Origin of the sequence: Pseudomonas sp. LH21, assembly GCF_036549575.1 — a bacterium.
In the GTDB taxonomy this organism is placed as follows: Bacteria; Pseudomonadota; Gammaproteobacteria; order Pseudomonadales; family Pseudomonadaceae; genus Aquipseudomonas; species Aquipseudomonas peradeniyensis.
In genome coordinates this window covers 4,636,039-4,656,964 of sequence record NZ_CP144367.1, presented here as the reverse complement: position 1 = coordinate 4,656,964, position 20,926 = coordinate 4,636,039, and the positions used below count along the sequence as shown (strand labels likewise).

The following is a 20,926-nucleotide window of genomic DNA, read 5'->3' as shown; positions in this document are numbered from 1 at the left end:
TGATAACGCCGCGAAAATACTAGGTATTACTCTTTGTTGAAGGTTTTTGGGTGTCATTTGATGTCCGTCAAACCGAACGCGTTGTGAAATGCCGTTCGGAAATCCGAATGAAGACATGCAACTATCTACCGACAGGGCTTGGCCGGTCGCGGGTCAACTGTGGCTTTTCCCATCAGGAGAAGCTGGATGAGTCTTCATGAGATTGCCCCCGATTCCATCGATGCGTTGATTGCCAAGCGTTTGCCGGCTTGGTTGCAAACCGCCGCGGTCGACCGCTTGCAGGGACTGCATCGCGCACTCAAGGCGCAGCAGAAAAGTGCCGAGAAGATGCGTGAATTGCTGGCGCCCGTGCCCGCGCTCGATACGTTTGCCGAGCCCTTGCTCAGGCAGGCGCTGCTCACACAGCTCAAGCTCGATACCAATGTGCGCGCCAGCAGTGTGAAGATCGTGCAAGAGGCCTATCACCCGGTGCCGCTGAATTCGGCGCCCAAGCTGTGGTATCGGCGCACCACCAACCGCGAGCTGCTGAGTGCGGCGCTGCACAACTACACCGAGGATCAGACCACGCCTGGCGTTCTGACGGTGGCCACATTGCTAGGGGCGGATAAAAAGCAGTTGAATGTCAGCTTCACTCAGTTCGCGAAACTCTGCCGCAGACTGGACCTGGGCGGTCAGTACCAGAAGTTGCTAAAGGCGTGTCTGCAGCCGAGCGACTCGCTGGCGAAGGAGGCCGTTCATGCGCAGATCGAAGAGGACATTCGGGCCCGCATGGAGGTCGCCGTGCGTCGCGCGATTCTCCAAGGGCACATCGATGAGCGTGCCTACCTGCAACTGCTGCCATCGTGTGTGCCTCAACCGATCGTTCCCGGCGATCCGGCCATATTGACCTACCGCCAGCTGAACCTGCTGGGCAAGCGCATGGAAGGTGTGGTGACCTTGGAAGTCCGGGAGCAGGCTGCGGGTGCTGCTACGGGTATCCTGAGCTGGATTCCGGACGACCCGGTACAGCCCATCCAGCATCATGCCTCCTGGTCTGCGTTGTACCTGACGCTGGCCAGGCGCATGCGGCAACCCTCTTATGTCGATTTCTTCATGCGTTTCATCCGAGAGCGAGACAGGCCAGTGTTCGCCACTGTCCTCAAAAAGCTGCTCAAGGATACGGATAGCTGCCGGGATGTCGAACTGGATGGGCGTCATCTGGCGTTCGAAGGCACGTTGATTGCGTATCTGCGCAAGTTGCGTATCGAGAAAATCCTGGATGACGCGCGTGTGCTTGCGGTGCCCACCGCGGAAGCAGACGCCGACGCGTGTCGCGAGCGATTCGAGCGTTATCTGGAAGCCGGGCTTACCCTGCTCAATCTGGCGGGCTTCTTCGTGCCAGTGCTTGGCGAGGTCATGCTGGGGGTGGCCGCCGCCCAGATCGCCAACGAGGTGTACGAGGGCTACGAGGACTGGGCGATAGGTGACCGTCAGGCCGCCTTGCAGCATATGTTCGGGGTGGCCGAGAACCTTGCGGTGGCTGCCATCCTTGCCACGGGGGGAGTGGCGGCCGGGAAGGTGATGGAGCGTTCGCTGAAGGTAGACAACCTGGTACCGATAGTCGATGACGCCGGGCAGACGAAGTTGTTCAAGGGCTCAAAGGAACCCCATGAATGGTCCGGCACAGGCCTGTTGATGCGTCGGCTAGGCCGAGAACTGAGTGACATGACCGATGAGCAGGCCCTGCGGCTGGCCGAAGGTACCGGTTTTGGCGAGGAGCACCTGCGTCGATTGCATGTGCAGCAGGCTTCACCTCCCGCCCGGTTGCTCGATGCCTGGGAGCGCTATCAGCTGCACGAGCAGTTTCCCTCGTTGCGTGACGAAGCCTTTGAAGCCGAGGTGCGATCCAGGCAAGGTACCGAGACTCCAGAAGCGTTGCTGTTGAGACGGGACTTCCCCGGTCTGAGCCACCGTGGCGCGCAGGAAATCATCGAACAGGCCAATGGGCGGCAGCTCGCAGAGATGCTCGATAAGCAGCGTATCCCGCTGGAGCTCGCCGAGCACGCGCGCTGGTTTATGCGTGACAGTCGGTTGGATCGGGCTTGCGCTGGCTTGCGCCAGGCAAGCGCGGTGAATCTGGACAGCGAGCGTCTGGCCCTGGGGTTGGTCGACCAGCAAGCTCCGTGGTCTGAAAACGTGCGCGTTGAATTGCGCGACGGTTCTCGTGAGGGGATGTTGCGCACGCAGGTCGGCAGTGCGGAGGCCGCAGATACTCGCTATATCGTTCGCGGCACCAAGGGTTATCAAGCCCAGGATGGTAACGGCATCCCGTTACCGCAGGCGTCGGAGCAGGACAGTCTGATCCAGGCGATATGCCTGCATCTGGATTCGTCGCAGAAGCTGTTGCTGGGTGATGCCTCGCTTGGCGAAATGGCATTGACAGACAAGCTGGCAGCATTGGCGGGTACCCAGCGTGAGCAGGCAGCCATATTGATCAGGCAGGCGCCGGTCGGAGAGGGAATCCGCCCGCCGGCTCGTTTCGCCGACGGCCGCCTGGGATATCCACTATGTGGCCGTACTCCAGGTGGTCGGCAGGCGAGTCGACGGGGGATTCATCAGATCTACCCGACCCTTGGCGAGGAGGAGCTGGAAAACTACCTGCTGGACCTGCTGGCCAGGCATGTCGATCCGTGGGTGCACTACAACCAGCTGAAACATCAGTTGAACCGTCTACGAGAGGGCTTGCAGAGCTGGTGCAGCGCAGGCGGCGGCATACTCGCCAAGCTCAGGCGCCGGCGCGTGGCCACCGTCATGCGTCGTTGCTGGCGCCGCAAGAGTCGGGTCCTGGGCGATGGTGGACATTGGCTGATGGTCCGTGGCGAGCAGGTCGGCAGCCTGCCGAGCCTGCCCGCAGGCATCAGCTATGGCCATGTGACCCGTTTGACCCTGCGCGACATGGACCTTGCCGACGTCGATGCGGACTTCCTGTCACGCTTCACCGGGCTGGTGGAACTCGACCTGCGGGAAAACCGGCTGACCCAGGTGCCGGCGGGCATCGAGCGCCTTACCTCGCTGCGCTACCTGCGACTTGGGTACAACCAGATCGCCATGGACAGTGCCGGCAACCAGCGCCTGCTGGCCCTGGTCAATCTGCGGGAACTCGACCTGGGCCATAACCCGCTCGGTTGGGCCCCGGATGTGAATGGGTTGCGGCACCTGCGTCGGTTGTCGCTGCATTCGGGCGAGATCGCCACGTTGCCCGAGCGGGTTCAGCAGTTGCCCTGGCAGGGTGTGGTCGACCTGCGCAACAACAGCATTCAGCATGTGCGCCAGGACTTGCACAACCTGCAGTTGCGTCTGCAGCGGATGGTCCTGCATGACAATCCGCTGGATGAAGCCAGCCAGGCGCTGGTGAACCTGGCGTCCCGTGAGCCCGTCAATCGCCATCCCATCGAGCACCAACTGATCGATCAGGCGGCACGGGAGCTGTGGTTGGCCGGCAGCACGGGCAAGCTGCGTAGTCGGCGTGAAGCCCAGTGGCTGAGGCTGCGCGAAGAACCTGAATCGACGGCGCTGTTCCAGTTCTTCGCCGATTTTGCCCGGACCGAGGATTTTCGAGAGCATGCCGATTTCTATCGCAGGCGCATCTGGCGAATGATCGATGCATGCGAGCAGAACACCGAGCTGCGTGCAGTGATGTTCGCCCAGGCTGGCGGGGAGCGTGCCTGCGAGGATCGCTTGTTGCTGATCCTCAGTGAGCTTGAGGTCACGTTGTATGTGGAGCGTGCTTCGGCGGGGAGGCGTCTGGCCGAGCGCGAGGAGGCATTGCTGAAGGCCGGTCGGGCGTTATATCGGCTGGATGAGGTCAATACCCTCGCTGCACGCAAGGTGCAGGAGCTCGAACGTCGGGGCGGGGAGGTGGACCCGATCGAAGTCTACATGGCCTACCGGACGCATCTTGCCGGGCCATTGGGCCTTCCCGCCCAACCTGACGGTATGTATTACCTGACGGATGCCAGGGTGTCACCGGGTGATCTGAATACGGCCATGCTCAAGGTCCGGCGGGAAGAGACACCGCAACGGCTGAGCGAGGCTTTGGCGCAACGACCATTCTGGGACAGCTTTGTGCATGCGCGCTATCCGGAGAAGGTAGATGCCTTGGTCTCTGCCCTGGATGAGCAGCTTACACAGGCTGCGGCGCTCTCCGAACAGATGTACCTGGTTCGTTCCGAGGCCCTGCGGGTTAAGTACGAAGCCTCGTTGCAGGCGCTGCGCCTGAGCCTGGCACAGGAGGCGTATGCTCGCCTCCTGCCGGTCGTACCTGCCGTCGAGGGGTGATCAGGCGGCCTGGACGCGAGTCTGGTTCTGCAGCAGGTACTCCTCGAGTGCCTGCTGCTCGGCGGCCGAGGTGAACAGACCGAGCTTGGTCCGGCGCCAGAGGATGTCGGCGGCGTCAACCGCCCATTCCTGCTCGCGCAGATAGTCCACCTCACGGCTGAACAGCCCGCCGCCAATCGATTGCCCCAGGCCTTCTGGGCCTTCCACGCCTTCGAGCAGACGCCATACGCGGCTGCCGTAGGTCACGGCCCAACGCTTGGCAATATCCACCGGCAACCAGTCATGGCGTGCCAGCACGGCATCAACCAGGGCCTGGACGGTAGTCATGCTTTCGCCGCCCGGAAGGGGGGCACCGGCAGTCCAGCTGCCACGCATCTGGGTGAAGAACGGTTGCAGTTCGGCCATGGCCGACTCGGCGAGTTTGCGGTAGGTGGTCAGCTTGCCACCGAATACCGACAGCAGCGGTGCCTCGCCCTGGGCAGCGGACAGTGCCAGGGTGTAGTCGCGGGTCACGGCCGACGGGTTGTCCGACTCGTCGTTGCACAGCGGACGTACGCCGGAATAGGTGTGCAGGATATCGGCGCGGCTGAGCTGGTGGTTGAAGTGCTCGTTGACCACCTTTAGCAGGTAGTCGGTTTCCTGATCGGTGATCGCTACTTTGGCCGGGTCACCGCTGTATTCGCGGTCGGTGGTGCCGATCAGGGTGAAGCGATCCAGGTAAGGAATGCAGAAGACGATGCGTTGGTCTTCGTTCTGCAGGATATAGGCGTGCTCGCCTTCATACAGGCGCGGCACGATCAGGTGGCTGCCCTGGATCAGGCGGATGCCGTACGGTGCGTCGAGCTTGAGATCGTCCTTGATGAAGCTGGCGACCCAGGGGCCGGCCGCGTTCACCAGTGCCCGGGCGCGGATGCTCTGCAGGCTGCCGTCGGCATGCTGCAGTTCTACCTGCCACAGGCCGTCGACGCGCTCGGCGCGCAGGCAGCGGGTGCGGGTGTGGATGTGCGCGCCCTTTTCCCGTGCGGCCATGGCGTTGACTACCACCAGGCGCGCATCGTCCACCGCGCAGTCGGCGTATTCGAAGCCGCGGGTGATGGCCGGCTTGAGCGGGTAGCCCGGGCCGAAGCGCAGGCCGCGCGAGGCGCCCAGGCGCTTGCGCTTGCCCAGATGGTCATAGAGGAACAGGCCGGCGCGGATCATCCACGCAGGACGCAGGTGCGGGCGATGGGGCAGCACGAAGCGCATGGGCTTGACGATGTGCGGCGCCTTGGCCAGCAGTACTTCGCGCTCGGCCAGTGCTTCGCGCACCAGGCGGAACTCGTAGTGTTCCAGGTAGCGCAGGCCGCCGTGGATCAGCTTGCTGCTGGCCGAGGAGGTGTGCTGGGCCAGGTCGTCCTTTTCGCAAAGGAGCACCTTCAGGCCGCGCCCGGCGGCATCGGCAGCGATACCGACGCCATTGATGCCACCGCCGATCACGGCGAGGTCGTAGCAGTCCTGGAGCGGTGGCTGGGACGAAACGGGCTGGGACACGGGCAAGGCCTCCTGGGGCTGTTCACATCGAATATGAACATTGATGTTCGTTTTCGAAAATACTAGCGCAATGAACAGGCGGCTGCCAGTCAGTCTTTATAGAAAAAACTGATCGGATGACAGGTAAATGAACATTTGTGAAAAAGGTGGGGTGAAAAATAGGTGATCTTCAGGGTCGCCGAAATCGAGCGCCGCGCGGGTGGCGCTCGATCTCGTGGGTGACACAAGGGGAGGCATGCGGTCACGCCCAGGGCGTCAAACCACCTCGAGACGAATCTTGTACTGGTTGAGCAACTGAGTCAGGGCAGGAGAGGGGGCCTGATCGGTCACCAGGCAGTCGATCAAGCTAATAGACCCGAGGCGGACCATGGCATTGCGACCGAACTTGCTCGAGTCCGCCGCCAGCAGCACCTGGCGGGCGTTGGCAATGATCGCCTGGGATACCCGCACCTCCTGGTAGTCGAAGTCCAGCAGGCTGCCGTCCTCGTCGATACCGCTGATGCCGACCACGGCGAAATCGACCTTGAACTGGTTGATGAAGTCGACGCTCGCCTGGCCGACCACGCCGCCGTCGCGACGAACCGTGCCGCCGGCCACCAGCACCTCGAAGTCGTCCTTGGCCGCCAGGATCGCCGCCACGTGCAGGTTGTTGGTGATGACCTTCAGGTGGTTGTGATTGAGCAGGGCGCGGGCGATGGATTCGGTGGTGGTGCCGATGTTGATGAACAGCGAGGCATGGTCGGGAATCTGCCGGGCCACGGCTTCGGCGATGCGCTGCTTCTCGTCGCGCATCTGGTCGGCGCGCATGGCGTAGGCGGTGTTCTCGATGCTCGAGTCGTAGGCCGCGCCACCGTGATAACGGCGCAGCAGGTTGCCCTCGGCGAGCTGGTTGATATCGCGGCGGATGGTCTGCGGGGTGACGACGAACAGCTGCGCCATCTCCTCGATGCTGACGTAGCCGCGTTCGCGGACCAGCTCGAGGATTTGTTGTTGGCGTGGAGGCAGATTCATGGGCGGTCCTTTGGGGCAGCCGGACAAATTCTGCAATGATGCCGTAGGAAGGGGATGACGACCAGTAGGCCTTTGGTCAACTGGGGCTGCGCAGCAGCCCCGGCATTCCTCAATCAGGCGTCGTGATCTTCCCAGTCACGGGTGCGATCGACAGCCTTGCGCCAGCCCTTGTACAGCTTCTCTTTCGCCGCTTCATCCAGCTGCGGGCTGAACTCGCGCTCGATGATCGCCTTGTCGCGCAGCTCGTCCAGGCCGCTCCAGAAACCGCAGGCCAGGCCTGCCAGGTAGGCCGCGCCCAGCGCCGTGGTCTCGCGCATTTTCGGGCGCTCGACGCAGGTGCCGAGAATGTCGGCCTGGAACTGCATGAGGAAGTTGTTGGCCACCGCGCCACCGTCCACCCGCAGTTCGCTCAGGCGCTGGCCGCAGTCCTGCTGCATGGCGTCGAGCACGTCGCGGGTCTGGTAGGCGATCGATTCCAGGGCGGCGCGGATGATGTGATCGACCTTGACGCCACGGGTCAGGCCGAACAATGCGCCGCGGGCGTACGGATCCCAGTAGGGTGCGCCCAGGCCGGTGAAGGCCGGTACCAGGTAGACGCCGTTGCTGTCCTTGACCTTGCTGGCGAAGTACTCGGTGTCGTAGGCGTCGTTGACGATCTTCAGTTCGTCGCGCAGCCACTGCACGGTGGAGCCGCCATTGAACACTGCGCCTTCGAGGGCGTAGGCCACCTCGCCGCGTGGGCCGCAGGCAATGGTGGTGAGCAGGCCGTGGGACGACTGGACCGCCTTGTCGCCGGTGTTCATCAGCAGGAAGCAGCCGGTGCCGTAGGTGTTCTTGGCCTGGCCCGGCTCCACGCACATCTGGCCGAACAGCGCCGACTGCTGGTCGCCAGCGATACCGGCGATGTCGATGCCGCTCTTGGTCTTGCCATAGACTTCGGACGATGGGCGTACCTCAGGCAGCATCTGACGCGGAATGCCGAGGATATCGAGCAGCTTCTCGTCCCACTGCAGCGTATGGATGTTGAACATCAGCGTGCGCGAGGCGTTGGTGTAGTCGGTGACATGCACCTTGCCGCCGGAGAATTTCCAGATCAGCCAGGTATCGATGGTGCCGAACAGCAGCTCGCCACGTTCGGCGCGTTCGCGGGCGCCTTCGACATTGTCGAGGATCCACTTGAGCTTGGTGCCGGAGAAGTACGGGTCGGTGACCAGGCCGGTGGCCTCGCGGATGTACTGCTCGTGGCCGTCGCGCTTGAGCTGGGCGCAGATGTCGGTGCTGCGGCGGCACTGCCAGACGATGGCGTTGTACACCGGGCGGCCGGTTTCCTTGTCCCAGACGACGGTGGTCTCGCGCTGGTTGGTGATGCCGATGGCGGCGACCTGGGCGTGGCTGATGCCGGCCTGGGCCAGGGCCTCGACCATGGTCGCGCTCTGGGTGGCGAAGATTTCCATCGGGTCGTGTTCGACCCAGCCCGCCTGCGGGTAATGCTGGGCGAATTCACGTTGCGAGGTGCCCACCACGTTGGCGTCGCGATCGAAGATGATGGCGCGCGAACTGGTGGTGCCCTGGTCCAGGGCGATGATGTAGTTCTTGTCCAGGGTATCGGTCATGTCGGTGGCCTTGCGCGAATATGGGAGTAGGTCAGGGCGTGGCGGGCGCCGGCCTTGCGGTCCGGGCCCGGCGCTGGCATCAGGAAACCTGGGTATCGCCCTGAGGATTATCGTCTGTCTGTTGGGCCGCGGCCTGGGTGGCTGGCAAGTTGCGGGCGATCAGCCCGCGGTACAGGGCCGCGCCCAGGCTGGCACCGAGGATCGGCGCGAACACCGGCACCAGGAAATACGGAATATCGCGCCCGCCGGTGAAGGCGACTTCGCCCCAGCCGGCCAGGAAGGTCATCAGTTTAGGCCCGAAATCCCGCGCCGGGTTCATCGCGAAGCCGGTCAGCGGGCCCATGGCGCTGCCGATCACGGCGATCAGCAGGCCGATCAGCAGAGGGGCGGTGGCGCCGCGTGGCAGACCGTTGTTGTCGTCGGTCAGGGCCATGATCACGGCCATCAGGATGGCGGTGATGATCACTTCGACCAGGAAGGCCTGGCCGGTGGACAGCGCCGGGTGCGGGTAGGTGGAGAATACCGAGGCCAGCTCCAGGCTGGCCTGGCTGCCGCGTACCATGGCGTGGCTTTGTTCGAAATCGAAGAACAGGTTGCTGTACAGGAAGTACACCAGGGCGGCGCCGCAGAACGCGCCGCACACCTGGGCCAGCATGTAGAACGGCAGCTTGCGCTTGTCGAAACCGGCGAATACGGCCAGGGCGATGCTGACTGCCGGGTTCAGGTGCGCGCCGGAGACACCGGCGGTCAGGTAGATCGCCATGCTCACGCCGACCCCCCAGATGATGCTGATCTCCCACAGGCCGAAGCTGGCGCCGGCGACCTTGAGCGCGGCGACACAACCGGTGCCGAAGAAGATGAGCAGGGCGGTGCCGAGAAATTCGGCCAGGCATTGGGCGGATAACGTGGGTTCGCGTAGAGCAGTTGTCATGTGTGACCTCGGTTCTTGTTGTTGTGAGGCGCTGGGCGCTCGACAGCAAAAAAGCCCGGAGTCGATCCCCATTGACGCCGGGCGGGTACAGTAAGTGCACCTTATAGGTGCACCATGTATTCATAAACGAAAAAATATAGACAAGAAACGCTGATGTCAAAGGTCGAAAATGAACGCTCGGCCACAATCTGACTGGCGCACCGGGTCGTGAATCCATGGCCGCTGCTCTAGCCTGGGACCTGCGCTGGCTGCACGGGTGGAATTGCCCTAAAGTACCGGGCGACTTGTGATCGAGTGGAGCCGTTGATGACCCCCGCCCTGGACCTCTTGAAGAAGGCGCGCGCCGAGCACCGCGTGCACAGTTACGAACATGATCCGAAAACTGCCTCGTATGGCCTGGAGGCGGCGGAAAAGCTGGGCCTTGATCCGCTGCGGGTGTTCAAGACCCTGCTCGCCAGCAGCGAAAAGGGCGAGCTGCTGGTGGCCGTGGTGCCGGTGGTCGGCACCCTCGACCTCAAGGCACTGGCCCACGCGGCGGGGGTGAAGAAGTGCGAAATGGCCGATCCGCAGGCCGCCCAGCGCGCCACGGGCTACCTGGTCGGAGGGATCAGCCCGCTGGGGCAGAAGAAGCGCCTGCGCACCTTTATCGATCAATCCGCGCAACAACATGAAACGATTCATGTGAGCGCTGGTCGCCGTGGCCTCGAAGTGGAACTGGCCGCCGTGGTGCTGGCCACCCATACCCAGGGACAGTTCGCCGAAATCGGTCGCGGCTGATCATCTGTACTGATTTAAATTCCACGACTCTGTCACTGTCGGGCCTTGGCGGCATGCCGCATGCTCGGGGCCTTTCCCGCCAGATACAGGAGTCGTGGCATGCAGTTGCATTTTCATCAGGTGGACGCCTTCAGCGACCGTCCCTTCGCCGGCAACCCGGCCATGGTCTACCACCTGGAGCAGTGGCTCGACGATGGCCTGATGCAGCAGGTGGCCGCCGAGCACAACCTCGCCGAAACCGCCTTCGTGGTGGCCGAGGGTGATGGCTATCGGATCCGCTGGTTCACCCCGAGCACCGAAGTCCCCTTGTGCGGTCACGCCACCCTGGCCAGCGCCCATGTCCTGTTCGACGTCTACGGTGAGCGTGCGCCGCGCCTGGACTTCCAGAGCCGTTCGGGCCTGCTCAGCGTCAGTCGTGAGAACGATCGCCTGTGGTTGGACTTCCCGCGCATCGACCCGCAGCCGCTGGTCGAGCCAGTGTCGGTAGCCGAGGCGCTGGGGTGCGAGGTGCGCGAGGTCTACCAGACCCGCGAGCTGTTCGTGGTGCTCGACTCGGAACAGGCGGTACGCGATTGCGCGCCGGACATGGCGGCGCTGGCTCGCCTGCCGGGCTTGGGGGTGATCGTGACGGCTGCGGGTGAGCGACATGATTTCGTATCGCGCTATTTCGCTCCGGGCATCGGCATTGCGGAGGACCCGGTCACCGGCTCCACCCATTGCTCGCTGATTCCGTACTGGGCGGCGCGGTTGGGCAAGCACGAATTGCAGGCGTTCCAGTGTTCGGCCAGGGGTGGTGAACTGTTCTGTCGCCTGGAAGGGGAGCGGGTGAAGATCGGCGGAATGGCTCGGCGGGTGGCCAGCGGTACGCTGATGTTGTGAGCCGAGCCTTGTCGAGCAAGGTGCAGGGTTGAAAACATCATCTGCGTGGGAGCGGGCTTGCCCCGCGATGGAGTATGGCACCGGCTTCGCCGGTGATCGCGGGTCAAGCCCGCTCCCACGCTGTCCCAGCCAGATCAAAGTGATAGGGGCGGGCAAGCCCGCCCCAAAAGGATGTTTTCAGTCCCAGTGCATCAATGCGCGGAACTCACGCGCCGCACGCCCTGCTCATGACTGGCCAGCTGCGCGGCAACGCTGCCGGGCACCGCGAACAGCACCAGGTGGTCCGCCGCTACCGCGATACCGACGTCCTGGCCGACCTGATGGTCGTTGTGGCTGGGGAAAATCGCCTCGAGCTGGCTGCCGGTGGGCAGTTGCAGGCGATACAGCGTCGAGGCGCCGAGGAAGCTCTTGCCGATGATCCGTGCCCGCAACGGGCTGTCGGGGGCATGGATGATGTCATCCGGACGCAGCAGCACGTCCACCGAACTGCCAGGAGCCATGGTGTAGGCGCGGTTGCCGCGCAGCTCGCCGAGTTCGGTGGTTACTGCCTCATGGCTGCTCATCTGGCCGCGAATGAAGTAACCCTGGCCGATGAAGCTGGCGACAAACGGGGTCTGCGGTTCGTGGTAGAGGTTGTAGGGGGTGTCCCACTGTTCCAGGCGACCCTCCCTGAACACGCCGACATGGTCGCTGACGGCAAAGGCTTCCTCCTGGTCGTGGGTGACCAGGATGGCGCTGGTGCCGCGGCTCTTGAGAATGTCGCGCACCTCATGGCTCAGGCGCCGACGCAGCTCCACATCGAGATTGGAGAACGGCTCGTCGAGCAGCAGCAGCTGCGGCTCGGGCGCGAGTGCCCGGGCCAGGGCCACGCGCTGTTGCTGGCCGCCGGACAGCTCGTGCGGGTAGCGCCCGCCCAGGCCGCCGAGCTTGACCAGCTCGAGCATCTCGTCGACTACCGCCGCCTGGCGCGGGTGCTTGCCGATGCCGAAGGCGATGTTCTGCGCCACGGTGAGGTGGGGGAACAGGGCGTAGTCCTGGAACACCATGCCGATCCGGCGCTTTTCCGGGGCCAGGGTGAACCCGGCGCGGGAAATGACTTCCCCGGCCAGCTGGATCTCGCCGTCGTGCACCGGCTCGAAGCCGGCGATGGCGCGCAGCGTGGTGGTCTTGCCGCAACCGGAGGACCCCAGCAGGCAACCGATGTCGCCTGCGTTCAGGTGCAGGTTGAGGTTCTGGACGATGCGCTGCTCGCCATAGCCGCAGGCGAGGTTGCGCAGGTTGAGCAGTAGCTGTTGACTCATGCGTGGTGGTAAGCCGGTTCTACAAGGAATTCCAGAAGGGCCTTCTGCGCATGCAAGCGGTTTTCAGCTTCGTCCCAGGCGACCGAACGGGGGTCGTCGAGCAGGTCCTGGCTGATTTCCTCGCCCCGGTGGGCGGGCAGGCAATGCATGAACAGGGCATCGGGTGCCGCCAGGTCGAGCAGTTCGCGGGTGACCTGGTAAGGCGCGAAATGCGCCAGGCGCCGTGCAGTTTCCTCTTCCTGGCCCATGGAAGTCCAGACATCCGTGGTCACCAGATGAGCGCCGCGCACGGCTTCCTTCGGATCACGGATGATCTGCACACGGTCACCACCCAGCGCCAGGAAGCGTTGATCAGGCTCGTAGCCTTCAGGGCAGGTGATGCGCAGTTGGAAATCGAACTGCACGGCAGCTTCGATATAGGAGTTGCACATGTTGAAGCCGTCGCCGACCCAGGCCACGGTCTTGCCCTGGATCGCGCCACGGTGCTCGAAGAAGGTCTGCATGTCGGCCAGCAGCTGGCAGGGGTGCGACTCGTCGGAAAGGCCGTTGATGACCGGTACCTTCGAGTTGGCAGCGAACTCGGTCAGGGTGCTGTGGGCGTGGGTGCGGATCATCACCGCGTCGACCATGCTCGACAGCACGATGGCGCTGTCGGCGATCGGCTCGCCGCGGCCCAGCTGGGTGTCGCGCGGCGACAGGAAGATGGCCTGGCCGCCGAGCTGGATCATGCCGGCTTCGAAAGAAACCCGGGTGCGGGTCGAGGACTTCTCGAAGATCATGCCCAGCACGCGGTTCTTCAGTGGCTCGAACAGCACGCCTCGTTTGCGCAGGTCCTTCAGCTCGATGCCTCGACGGATCACGCCGAGCAATTCGTCAGCGGTGAAATCCATCAGGGAGAGAAAGTGCCTTGCGCTCATGATTGACTACCTTATCTGCAACGTTCTGCAGGTCGACCGTATGGGTTTTGTTGACAACGGGGGTGACCTGCGGCGTAAGCCGCACGGGGCGGACGGAATAGGGGAAGGCGCAATACTATAATTAAATGTCGCCTAAAACCAAGAGGGGAAACAGCGCCACTGTGTCAAAGGGTGTCGTAAGCCCTTGCCGGCTGGCTGTTTTTTATTTGCTACAGCGGTTGTACACGGCTCGGAGCGTATTTGGCAAACCCGTTGTCGCGAATCGCCCGCCTGATGTCGTCCGATTCACGACGCGAACCTCGCTGGCGAGCCCCGGTCGGCAGGCGCATAGTCGAATCTCGACAATAACAAGGCAGAGGCGGCCATGACCAAGACCCTGCATCACCGAGCCTGTCACCTGTGCGAGGCCATCTGCGGCCTGAACATCGAAGTCACCCACGAAGCCGAGGGCCCGGCGCGGATCAGCTCGATCAAGGGCGACCCGCAGGATCCGTTCAGCCGCGGCCATGTCTGCCCCAAGGCGGTCGCCCTGCAGGACATCCAGGAGGACCCCGACCGCCTGCGCCAGCCCCACCGGCGCATCGGTGACCAGTGGCTGCCAATCAGTTGGGACGAAGCCTTCGCCCTGGCCGCCGAGCGGCTGTGGGCGATCCAGCAGGCCCACGGGCGCAACGCGGTCGCCGTGTACCAGGGCAATCCCAGCGTGCACAACTATGGGCTGATGACCCACAGCAACTACTTCCTCGGTTTGCTCAAGACCCGTAATCGCTTCTCGGCGACTTCGGTGGACCAGTTGCCGCAGCACCTGACCAGCCACTTGATGTACGGCCATGGCCTGCTGCTGCCGATTCCGGACATCGACCAGACGCAGTTCATGTTGATCCTGGGGGGCAATCCTTTGGCCTCCAATGGCAGCATCATGACCGTGCCGGACGTGGAGAAGCGCCTCAAGGCGCTCAAGGCCAGGGGCGGGCAACTGGTGGTAGTGGATCCGCGACGCAGCGAGACAGCTGCGCTGGCCGACCAGCACCTGTTCATTCGCCCCGGTGGCGACGCGGCGCTGCTGTGTGGGCTATTGCATACGCTGTTCAGCGAGAACCTGGCTCGGGGCTCGCATCTGCCGGTTGCGGGCCTGGAGCAGGTGCGCGAAGCCATCCTGCCGTTCGATGCGTCTGCCATGAGTGCGTTGTGCGGTATCCCGGCCGAGGCGATCCGCCAGCTGGCGCGGGATTTCGCCGCTGCCGACAAAGCGGTGTGCTATGGCCGGATGGGGGTATCGACCCAGGCCTTCGGTTCGCTGTGCCACTGGCTGGTCCAGTTGATCAACCTGGTCACCGGCAATCTAGATCGGGAGGGCGGTGCCCTGTGCACGGCGCCTGCGGTCGACCTGGTCGCCAGCACTTCCGGCGGGCATTTCGACCAATGGCGTAGCCGGGTATCCGGCTTGCCCGAGTATGGCGGCGAGTTGCCGGTCTCGGCACTGGCCGAAGAGATCCTCGAACCCGGGGAGGGGCAGGTGCGGGCGCTGGTGACCGTGGCGGGCAACCCGGTGCTGTCCACGCCCAACGGGCGACGCCTGGACGACGCCCTGGCCGGCCTCGACTTCATGCTCAGCATCGACCTGTATATCAACGAGACCACGCGCCATGCCGACCTGATCCTGCCGTCGACTTCGGCCCTGGAGAACGATCACTACGATTCCACCTTCAACCTGCTGGCGGTGCGCAACGTTACCCGCTTCAACCGGGCGATCTTGCCCAAGCCCGATGGCGCGCTGCACGACTGGGAGATCTTCGTGGGGCTGGCCAGGGCCTTTGCCGAGCGTGCGCAGGTCGAGCTCAAGGCAACCCTGCCGCCGGCACAGATGATCGACTTCGCCCTGCGCAAGGGGCCTTATGGCGAGGAGACGCCCTGGAAGCTCTCGTTAGGCGTGTTGGACGCGCATCCCCATGGCCTCGACCTCGGGCCGCTACGGGCCAACCTTACGACGCGCCTGCGCACGGCCAGCGGCAAGGTCGAGGCGGCCCCGGGAATACTGCTCGAGGACCTGCGGCGCCTCGCCCGTATGACCGTGCCTGCGGATGACCAGTTGCTGCTGATCGGCCGTCGACACGTGCGCAGCAACAATTCGTGGATGCACAACTACCATCGGCTGGTCAAAGGCAAGCCGCGCCACCAGTTGCTGATGCACCCGGACGACCTGCGCCGGCGTCTGTTGCAGGACGGCCAGATGGTGCGGGTGCGCTCGCGCACGGGGGTGATCGAGGTGACGGTGCAGGCCAGCGAGGAGATGATGCCGGGCGTGGTCAGCCTGCCCCATGGCTATGGCCATGGGCGCCAGGGCGCACGGTTGCAGGTGGCCGCTGCACAGCCGGGGGCGAGCGCCAATGACCTGACCGACGAACACCTGCGTGATGGCGTTTCCGGCAATGCTGCCCTCAATGGCGTGCCGGTGCAGGTCGAAGCCGCATGAAGCACGGCAAGGCCGAGCATGCTGCTCGGCTTTCCGATACAATGCGTCACCGTGCCGACGACCCTGTCGGAAAGTTCAGCCGAGGTGCTTCATGGATATCATCGATACAATCAAAGAGCAGATTGCCAACAACACCATTCTGCTTTACATGAAAGGTTCGCCGAATGCGCCGCAGTGTGGCTTCTCGGCCAAGGCTTCGCAGGCAGTGATGGGTTGCGGCGAGAAGTTCGCCTACGTCGACATCCTGCAGAACCCGGAAATCCGCGCCAACCTGCCCAAGTACGCCAACTGGCCGACTTTCCCGCAACTGTGGGTGGCCGGTGAGCTGGTCGGCGGCAGCGACATCATGCTGGAAATGTTCGAAAAGGGTGAGCTGCAGACCCTGATCAAGGAAGCGGCCGCCAAGGCCAAGGCTTCCGAGGCCTGATCCGGCGCTTGCCGCAGGTAGCAAAAAGCCCCGCCTAGGCGGGGCTTTTTCGTTGCTGGCGAAACTTATTCTTCGCCCATCTGCGACTGCAGGTAGTTCTCGATGGTGATCTTGTCGATCAGGCCCAGCTGGGTTTCCAGCCAATCGATGTGCTCTTCCTGGTCTTCGAGGATGTCTTCGAGCACATCGCGCGAGCCGAAGTCGCCGGCGGTTTCGCAGTGGGCGATGGCGGCCTTGAGGTCGGCATGGGCCTTTTTCTCAAGCTTAAGGTCGCAGTCGAGCATCTCCTTGGTGTGCTCGCCGATCATCAGCTTGCCCAGGTCCTGGACGTTGGGGATGCCTTCGAGGAAGAGGATGCGCTTGATCAGCTTGTCAGCGTCCTTCATCGCCTGGATGGACTCTTTGTACTCGAGCTTGCCGATCCTGTTCAGGCCCCAATCTTCATACATGCGCGCGTGCAGGAAGTACTGGTTGATTGCGACCAGCTCGTTTCCGAGGATCTTGTTGAGATGCTGGATGACGCTTACGTCGCCTTTCATGATGGGGTCCTGCCCTGTAGAAGTTGAGCCAATACAGAGAAGTTTGAGCCCGACCTATTCCTATGTCAAACCTAAGTTATTGAATAATAAGTGAAAATTAATCGGAATAAGAATGTTTGTGAACCGCGTTCGAGCGCTAACTTATTGAATTGCAGGCATAAAAAAACCGGACACTGGGTCCGGTTCTTCAAATTCGGGAAAATTACGCCGCGTTGAATTCAACGGGGTAGGGCAGGGCGGCCTGCTGGCTCAGTTGCAGCTCGGTGAGGGTTTCGCGTACCACCTGCTTGGCGAGGCAGGCGCACTTGCCGCACTGGCTGGCCACATTGGTGGCGGCGCGCACTTCCTTGTAACTGCAGCATCCTTCGTAGATCGCATCGCGGATCTGTCCATCGGTGACACCGACACAGAGACACACATACATAAAGGCTGACCGTCGCGGGTTGAGTCGATGCGTTGGAGAGTAATGGTAATGAGAATGCTTGTCAAAACACTTTGTGTAAGGTGCGTGCCAGAGCGACCGGCGGTCGAGATTCGGCCTGTCACGCAAAGCTGTGTATGATGGTCGGCCTTTGCTGGATCCGGGGGAACGTGTTCCGCCCGGGCAAGGTTTTTCACCCCTCATCAGGAGAGATCGAATGAGCGTACTCGTTGGCAAACAAGCCCCGGACTTCACCGTTCCAGCCGTGCTGGGCAACGGCGAGATCGTCGACAGCTTCAACCTGGCCTCGGCCATCAAGGGCAAGTACGGCCTGGTATTCTTCTACCCGCTGGACTTCACCTTCGTCTGCCCGTCCGAGCTGATCGCCCTGGACAACCGCATCCCTGACTTCCAGGCGCGCAACGTGGAAGTGATCGGCGTGTCGATCGACTCGCACTTCACCCACAACGCCTGGCGCAATACCCCGGTCAACAACGGCGGTATCGGTCAGGTCAAGTACACCCTGGCGGCCGACATGACCCACGAAATCTGCAAGGCCTACGACGTCGAGTCCGAAGGCGGCGTGGCCTTCCGTGGCGCCTTCCTGATCGACACCAACGGTGTCGTTCGTTCGCAGATCGTCAACGACCTGCCACTGGGCCGTAACATGGACGAGCTGCTGCGTCTGGTCGACGCCCTTCAATTCCACGAAGAGCACGGCGAAGTCTGCCCGGCCAACTGGAAGAAAGGCGACAAGGGCATGAACGCTTCGCCGGAAGGCGTTGCTGCTTACCTGAGCGAGAACGCTGGCAAGCTGTAATTGCCACGCGTATAAAAAAACCGGCCCTGGTGGCCGGTTTTTTTATGCCCTGCGAGCATGTCGCGGGAGGTGGGCTTAATCGTTGAAATCGCGCCAGCCGCCCATCTCTTTCCAGCGATTGACGATACCGCAGAACAGCTCGGCGGTCTTCTCGGTGTCGTAGCGCGCCGAATGCGCCTCACGGCCGTCGAAGTCGATGTCCGCGCTCTGACAGGCCCGCGCCAGTACCGTCTGGCCGTAGGCGAGGCCGGCGAGGGTGGCGGTATCGAAGCTGGAGAACGGGTGGAACGGGTTGCGCTTGATGTCATTGCGCGCCACCGCGGCATTGAGGAAACCGAGGTCGAAGCTGCTGTTGTGCCCGACCAGGATCGCCCGTTTGCAGCCATTGGCCTTCAACGCCTTGCGCACGCCTCGGAAGATATCGGTCAGCGCGCTTTCCTCGCTCACCGCCATGCGCAGCGGGTGGTCCAGCTTGATGCCGGTGAACTCCAGCGCGGCGGCCTCGATATTGGCCCCTTCGAACGGTTCTACCCGGTGGAAGTAGGTGTGCTCGGGGAACAGGAAGCCCTTCTCGTCCATGCCGATCGTGACGGCGGCGATCTCCAGCAGTGCGTCGGTGGCGCTGTTGAAGCCGCCGGTCTCGACATCTACCACCACCGGCAGGTAGCCACGGAAACGCTCGGCCATCGGATGGCGCGAGCCGCTGCTAACCTGGCTGTCCTGGTCGTCTTCGTAAAGATCTTCGCTCACGCGTTGTCCTCCAGCAGGCGCCAGCGCAACTTCTCACCGGCGCGCAGGGGAATCACGGTGTTGTCGCCGAACGGCAGGCTGTCTGGCGCGGTCCATTCTTCGCGCACCAGGGTGATGGTGTCGGTGTTGCGCGCCAGGCCGTAGAAGTCCGGGCCGTGCTTGCTGGCGAAGCCTTCGAGCTTGTCCAGCGCGTTGCGCTGTTCGAACGCTTCGGCGTACATCTCGATGGCGGCGTAAGCGGTGTAGCAGCCGGCGCAGCCGCAGGCGGCTTCCTTGGCATGCTTGGCGTGGGGCGCCGAGTCGGTGCCGAGGAAGAACTTCGGGTTGCCGCTGGTGGCGGCATCCAGCAGCGCCACCTGGTGGGTGTTGCGCTTGAGGATCGGCAGGCAGTAGAAGTGCGGGCGGATACCGCCGACCAGCATGTGGTTGCGGTTGTACAGCAGGTGCTGGGCGGTGATGGTCGCACCGACGTTGGCCGGTGCCTCGCTGACGAACTGCGCGGCGTCGCTGGTGGTGATGTGTTCGAACACCACCTTCAGGGTCGGGAAGCGCTCGACCAGACGGCGCATGTGTTCGTCGATGAAGCGTTTCTCGCGGTCGAACACGTCGATCTCGCTGCGCGTGACTTCACCGTGCACCAGCAAGGGCATGCCGGTTTCGGCCAGGGCCTCGATCGCCGGGAAGATATTGTCGATGCTGGTCACGCCCGAATCGGAGTTGGTGGTGGCGCCGGCCGGATAGAGCTTGGCGGCGTACACGATCCCGCTGGCCTTGGCGGCACGCACATCGTCGGCGCTGGTGCGGTCGGTGAGGTAGAGCACCATCAGCGGCTCGAAGCGGCTGCCGGCAGGGCGTGCGGCAAGGATGCGCTCGCGGTAGGCAGTGGCCTCGACGGCGTTGCGCACCGGCGGAACCAGGTTGGGCATGATGATGGCGCGGGCGAAGGTGCGCGCCACGTCACCGACGGTGTGGGGCAGGACGGCACCATCGCGCAGATGGATGTGCCAGTCGTCGGGGCGCAGGAGGGTCAGGCGATCGGACATTGGAGATTCCAGGCGGGTCGAACTCAGAAGCCAATGCTACCGGAAAACCCCTGTTGGAGCACGGCTATCAAGTTTTCCGACGGGCGACCGATAGCGTTCAGGTAAGCCGTCGAAATTTGTGGAGCCGCCCGTGCGCCAGCGTTATCTAGCCCTGTTCACCCTCGTTGCCAGCCTGCCGGCCGGGGCAATGACCTTCCAGACCCGCGTGGAGAACGTCGCCTGGAAAGTCGAGGGTGACCAGTTCGAATGTCGCCTGATCCAGCCGATCGACGGTTTCGGCAGCGGTGAATTCGTGCGCCGTGCCGGCGAGCAGCCGACCTTCCAGCTGCGCTCGGACAGCAATGTCCTGGGCGCCGGTTCCGCCACCCTGCTGGCCGCTGCGGCGCCCTGGCAGCCCGGGCGCGGCGACATCAACCTCGGTGCGGTGCACATGGCCCGTACCGGCGTGCTGTTCACCTCCAGCCAGGGCCAGGCCAGCCGCCTGATCAACGGCCTGCTCGATGGTCGCAGCACCGTGGTGCGCAACTACCGCGGCGAAGGTGGTCGGCCGATGGAAGTGCATGTGATGCCGGTCAGTTTCGCCAAGGCCTACAGCGACTACCAACTGTGCGCCGCCAAGTTGCTGCCGATGAACTACGACCAGATCCGCCAGACCCAGGTTGGCTTCCCCGGAGGCGGGATCGAGCTGGACAGCTCGGCGCGCGCCCGTCTGGATGTGCTGCTCGACTACCTGAAGGCCGATCCGACGGTCAACCGCATCGAACTCAACGGCCACTCCGACAACAGCGGCAACCGCCTGACCAACCGCGACACCTCGCGCCGACGGGCGCTGGCGGTGGCCGATTACCTCAAGGCCCATGGCGTGCCGGAAGAGCAGATCAGCGTACGCTTCCATGGCGAGCGCTATCCGCTGGCCAAGAACAACAGTGCCGCCAACCGCGCGCGCAACCGCCGGGTGAACATCCAGCTCGAGCGCGTGACGCCGGTCGAGAAGCCGGTGGAGAAACCGGCAGCGCAGGTGCCGCCGTCGTCAGCCCCGGCACCCGCCGCCGCCACGCCTGCGCCAACGACGCCTGCAGCCGCTGCCACGCCGTCCGCACCAGTGAAATCCTGAGTGCGACAGCGGGTCGCGCCCTCGACAATTCCTGTCGCTTTGTCGTCACAAGCTGTCGCCCCA

General features: G+C 63.3%; 17 protein-coding genes. 7 read left to right on the top strand and 10 right to left on the bottom strand.

Going from position 1 to position 20,926, the window contains the following annotated elements; translation table 11 throughout:
* Positions 1-186: 186 nt before the first annotated feature.
* Positions 187-4,317, top strand: coding sequence for an NEL-type E3 ubiquitin ligase domain-containing protein (locus VUG52_RS21285; protein ID WP_220689936.1), 4,131 nt, complete (start codon positions 187-189; stop codon positions 4,315-4,317).
* Here the strand turns inward: VUG52_RS21285 and glpD are convergent, their stop codons facing one another.
* From glpD to VUG52_RS21265, 4 genes are all read right to left on the bottom strand, one after another.
* On the bottom strand, positions 4,318-5,847 hold the full coding sequence (glpD, locus tag VUG52_RS21280) for a glycerol-3-phosphate dehydrogenase (RefSeq protein ID WP_050704016.1): 1,530 nt from the start codon (positions 5,845-5,847) through the stop codon (positions 4,318-4,320).
* Between the two features lie 255 nt (positions 5,848-6,102).
* The gene (gene glpR, locus VUG52_RS21275) at positions 6,103-6,858 is read right to left on the bottom strand and encodes a DNA-binding transcriptional repressor GlpR (RefSeq protein ID WP_050704017.1); all 756 of its coding nucleotides are present in this window, start codon (positions 6,856-6,858) and stop codon (positions 6,103-6,105) included.
* Between the two features lie 113 nt (positions 6,859-6,971).
* Positions 6,972-8,471: a glycerol kinase GlpK gene (gene glpK, locus VUG52_RS21270; RefSeq protein ID WP_050704018.1), complete on the bottom strand. Its 1,500-nt coding sequence runs from the start codon at positions 8,469-8,471 to the stop codon at positions 6,972-6,974.
* A gap of 79 nt (positions 8,472-8,550) precedes the next feature.
* The gene (locus tag VUG52_RS21265) at positions 8,551-9,402 is read right to left on the bottom strand and encodes an MIP/aquaporin family protein (RefSeq protein WP_050704019.1); all 852 of its coding nucleotides are present in this window, start codon (positions 9,400-9,402) and stop codon (positions 8,551-8,553) included.
* Positions 9,403-9,708: 306 nt separating this feature from the next.
* Between VUG52_RS21265 and ybaK the strand changes: the two genes are divergently transcribed.
* Positions 9,709-10,179, top strand: a complete 471-nt coding sequence (ybaK, locus tag VUG52_RS21260) for a Cys-tRNA(Pro) deacylase (protein ID WP_050704020.1) — start codon at positions 9,709-9,711, stop codon at positions 10,177-10,179.
* 99 nt (positions 10,180-10,278) lie between these two features.
* Entirely contained in the window at positions 10,279-11,058 is a 780-nt protein-coding gene (locus tag VUG52_RS21255) for a PhzF family phenazine biosynthesis protein (RefSeq protein WP_262950224.1), read from the top strand.
* Positions 11,059-11,249: 191 nt separating this feature from the next.
* On the opposite strand, the gene VUG52_RS21250 is transcribed toward VUG52_RS21255, so the two are convergent.
* Both VUG52_RS21250 and argF read right to left on the bottom strand, forming a co-directional pair.
* Positions 11,250-12,359: an ABC transporter ATP-binding protein gene (locus VUG52_RS21250; protein ID WP_050704022.1), complete on the bottom strand. Its 1,110-nt coding sequence runs from the start codon at positions 12,357-12,359 to the stop codon at positions 11,250-11,252.
* Positions 12,356-13,276, bottom strand: coding sequence for an ornithine carbamoyltransferase (argF, locus tag VUG52_RS21245; RefSeq protein WP_050704023.1), 921 nt, complete (start codon positions 13,274-13,276; stop codon positions 12,356-12,358). The genes VUG52_RS21250 and argF overlap by 4 nt, the downstream gene beginning before the upstream one ends.
* Before the next feature lie 364 nt (positions 13,277-13,640).
* Between argF and VUG52_RS21240 the strand changes: the two genes are divergently transcribed.
* Both VUG52_RS21240 and grxD read left to right on the top strand, forming a co-directional pair.
* Positions 13,641-15,749, top strand: a complete 2,109-nt coding sequence (locus VUG52_RS21240; protein ID WP_050704024.1) for a molybdopterin oxidoreductase family protein — start codon at positions 13,641-13,643, stop codon at positions 15,747-15,749.
* Between the two features lie 91 nt (positions 15,750-15,840).
* Entirely contained in the window at positions 15,841-16,176 is a 336-nt protein-coding gene (gene grxD / locus VUG52_RS21235; RefSeq protein WP_016713741.1) for a Grx4 family monothiol glutaredoxin, read from the top strand.
* Positions 16,177-16,241: 65 nt separating this feature from the next.
* Here grxD and bfr read toward each other — a convergent pair whose 3' ends face one another.
* On the bottom strand, positions 16,242-16,715 hold the full coding sequence (gene bfr, locus VUG52_RS21230; protein WP_028690081.1) for a bacterioferritin: 474 nt from the start codon (positions 16,713-16,715) through the stop codon (positions 16,242-16,244).
* Positions 16,716-16,917: 202 nt separating this feature from the next.
* Complete coding sequence (locus VUG52_RS21225) at positions 16,918-17,139, bottom strand: bacterioferritin-associated ferredoxin (RefSeq protein WP_046854452.1); 222 nt, start codon at positions 17,137-17,139, stop codon at positions 16,918-16,920.
* A 214-nt stretch (positions 17,140-17,353) separates the two neighbouring features.
* Between VUG52_RS21225 and VUG52_RS21220 the strand changes: the two genes are divergently transcribed.
* Entirely contained in the window at positions 17,354-17,956 is a 603-nt protein-coding gene (locus VUG52_RS21220; RefSeq protein WP_023629028.1) for a peroxiredoxin, read from the top strand.
* A gap of 75 nt (positions 17,957-18,031) precedes the next feature.
* Here the strand turns inward: VUG52_RS21220 and rnt are convergent, their stop codons facing one another.
* Positions 18,032-18,643 carry a ribonuclease T gene (gene rnt / locus VUG52_RS21215; protein WP_225933324.1) on the bottom strand — a complete coding sequence of 204 codons (612 nt, stop codon included), beginning with the start codon at positions 18,641-18,643 and terminating at the stop codon, positions 18,032-18,034.
* Positions 18,644-18,702: 59 nt separating this feature from the next.
* Complete coding sequence (pyrC, locus tag VUG52_RS21210; protein WP_050704025.1) at positions 18,703-19,749, bottom strand: dihydroorotase; 1,047 nt, start codon at positions 19,747-19,749, stop codon at positions 18,703-18,705.
* A 130-nt stretch (positions 19,750-19,879) separates the two neighbouring features.
* Here pyrC and VUG52_RS21205 point away from each other — a divergent pair, with 130 nt between their 5' ends.
* Positions 19,880-20,863 carry a flagellar protein MotY gene (locus VUG52_RS21205; RefSeq protein WP_050704026.1) on the top strand — a complete coding sequence of 328 codons (984 nt, stop codon included), beginning with the start codon at positions 19,880-19,882 and terminating at the stop codon, positions 20,861-20,863.
* Positions 20,864-20,926: the final 63 nt, after the last annotated feature.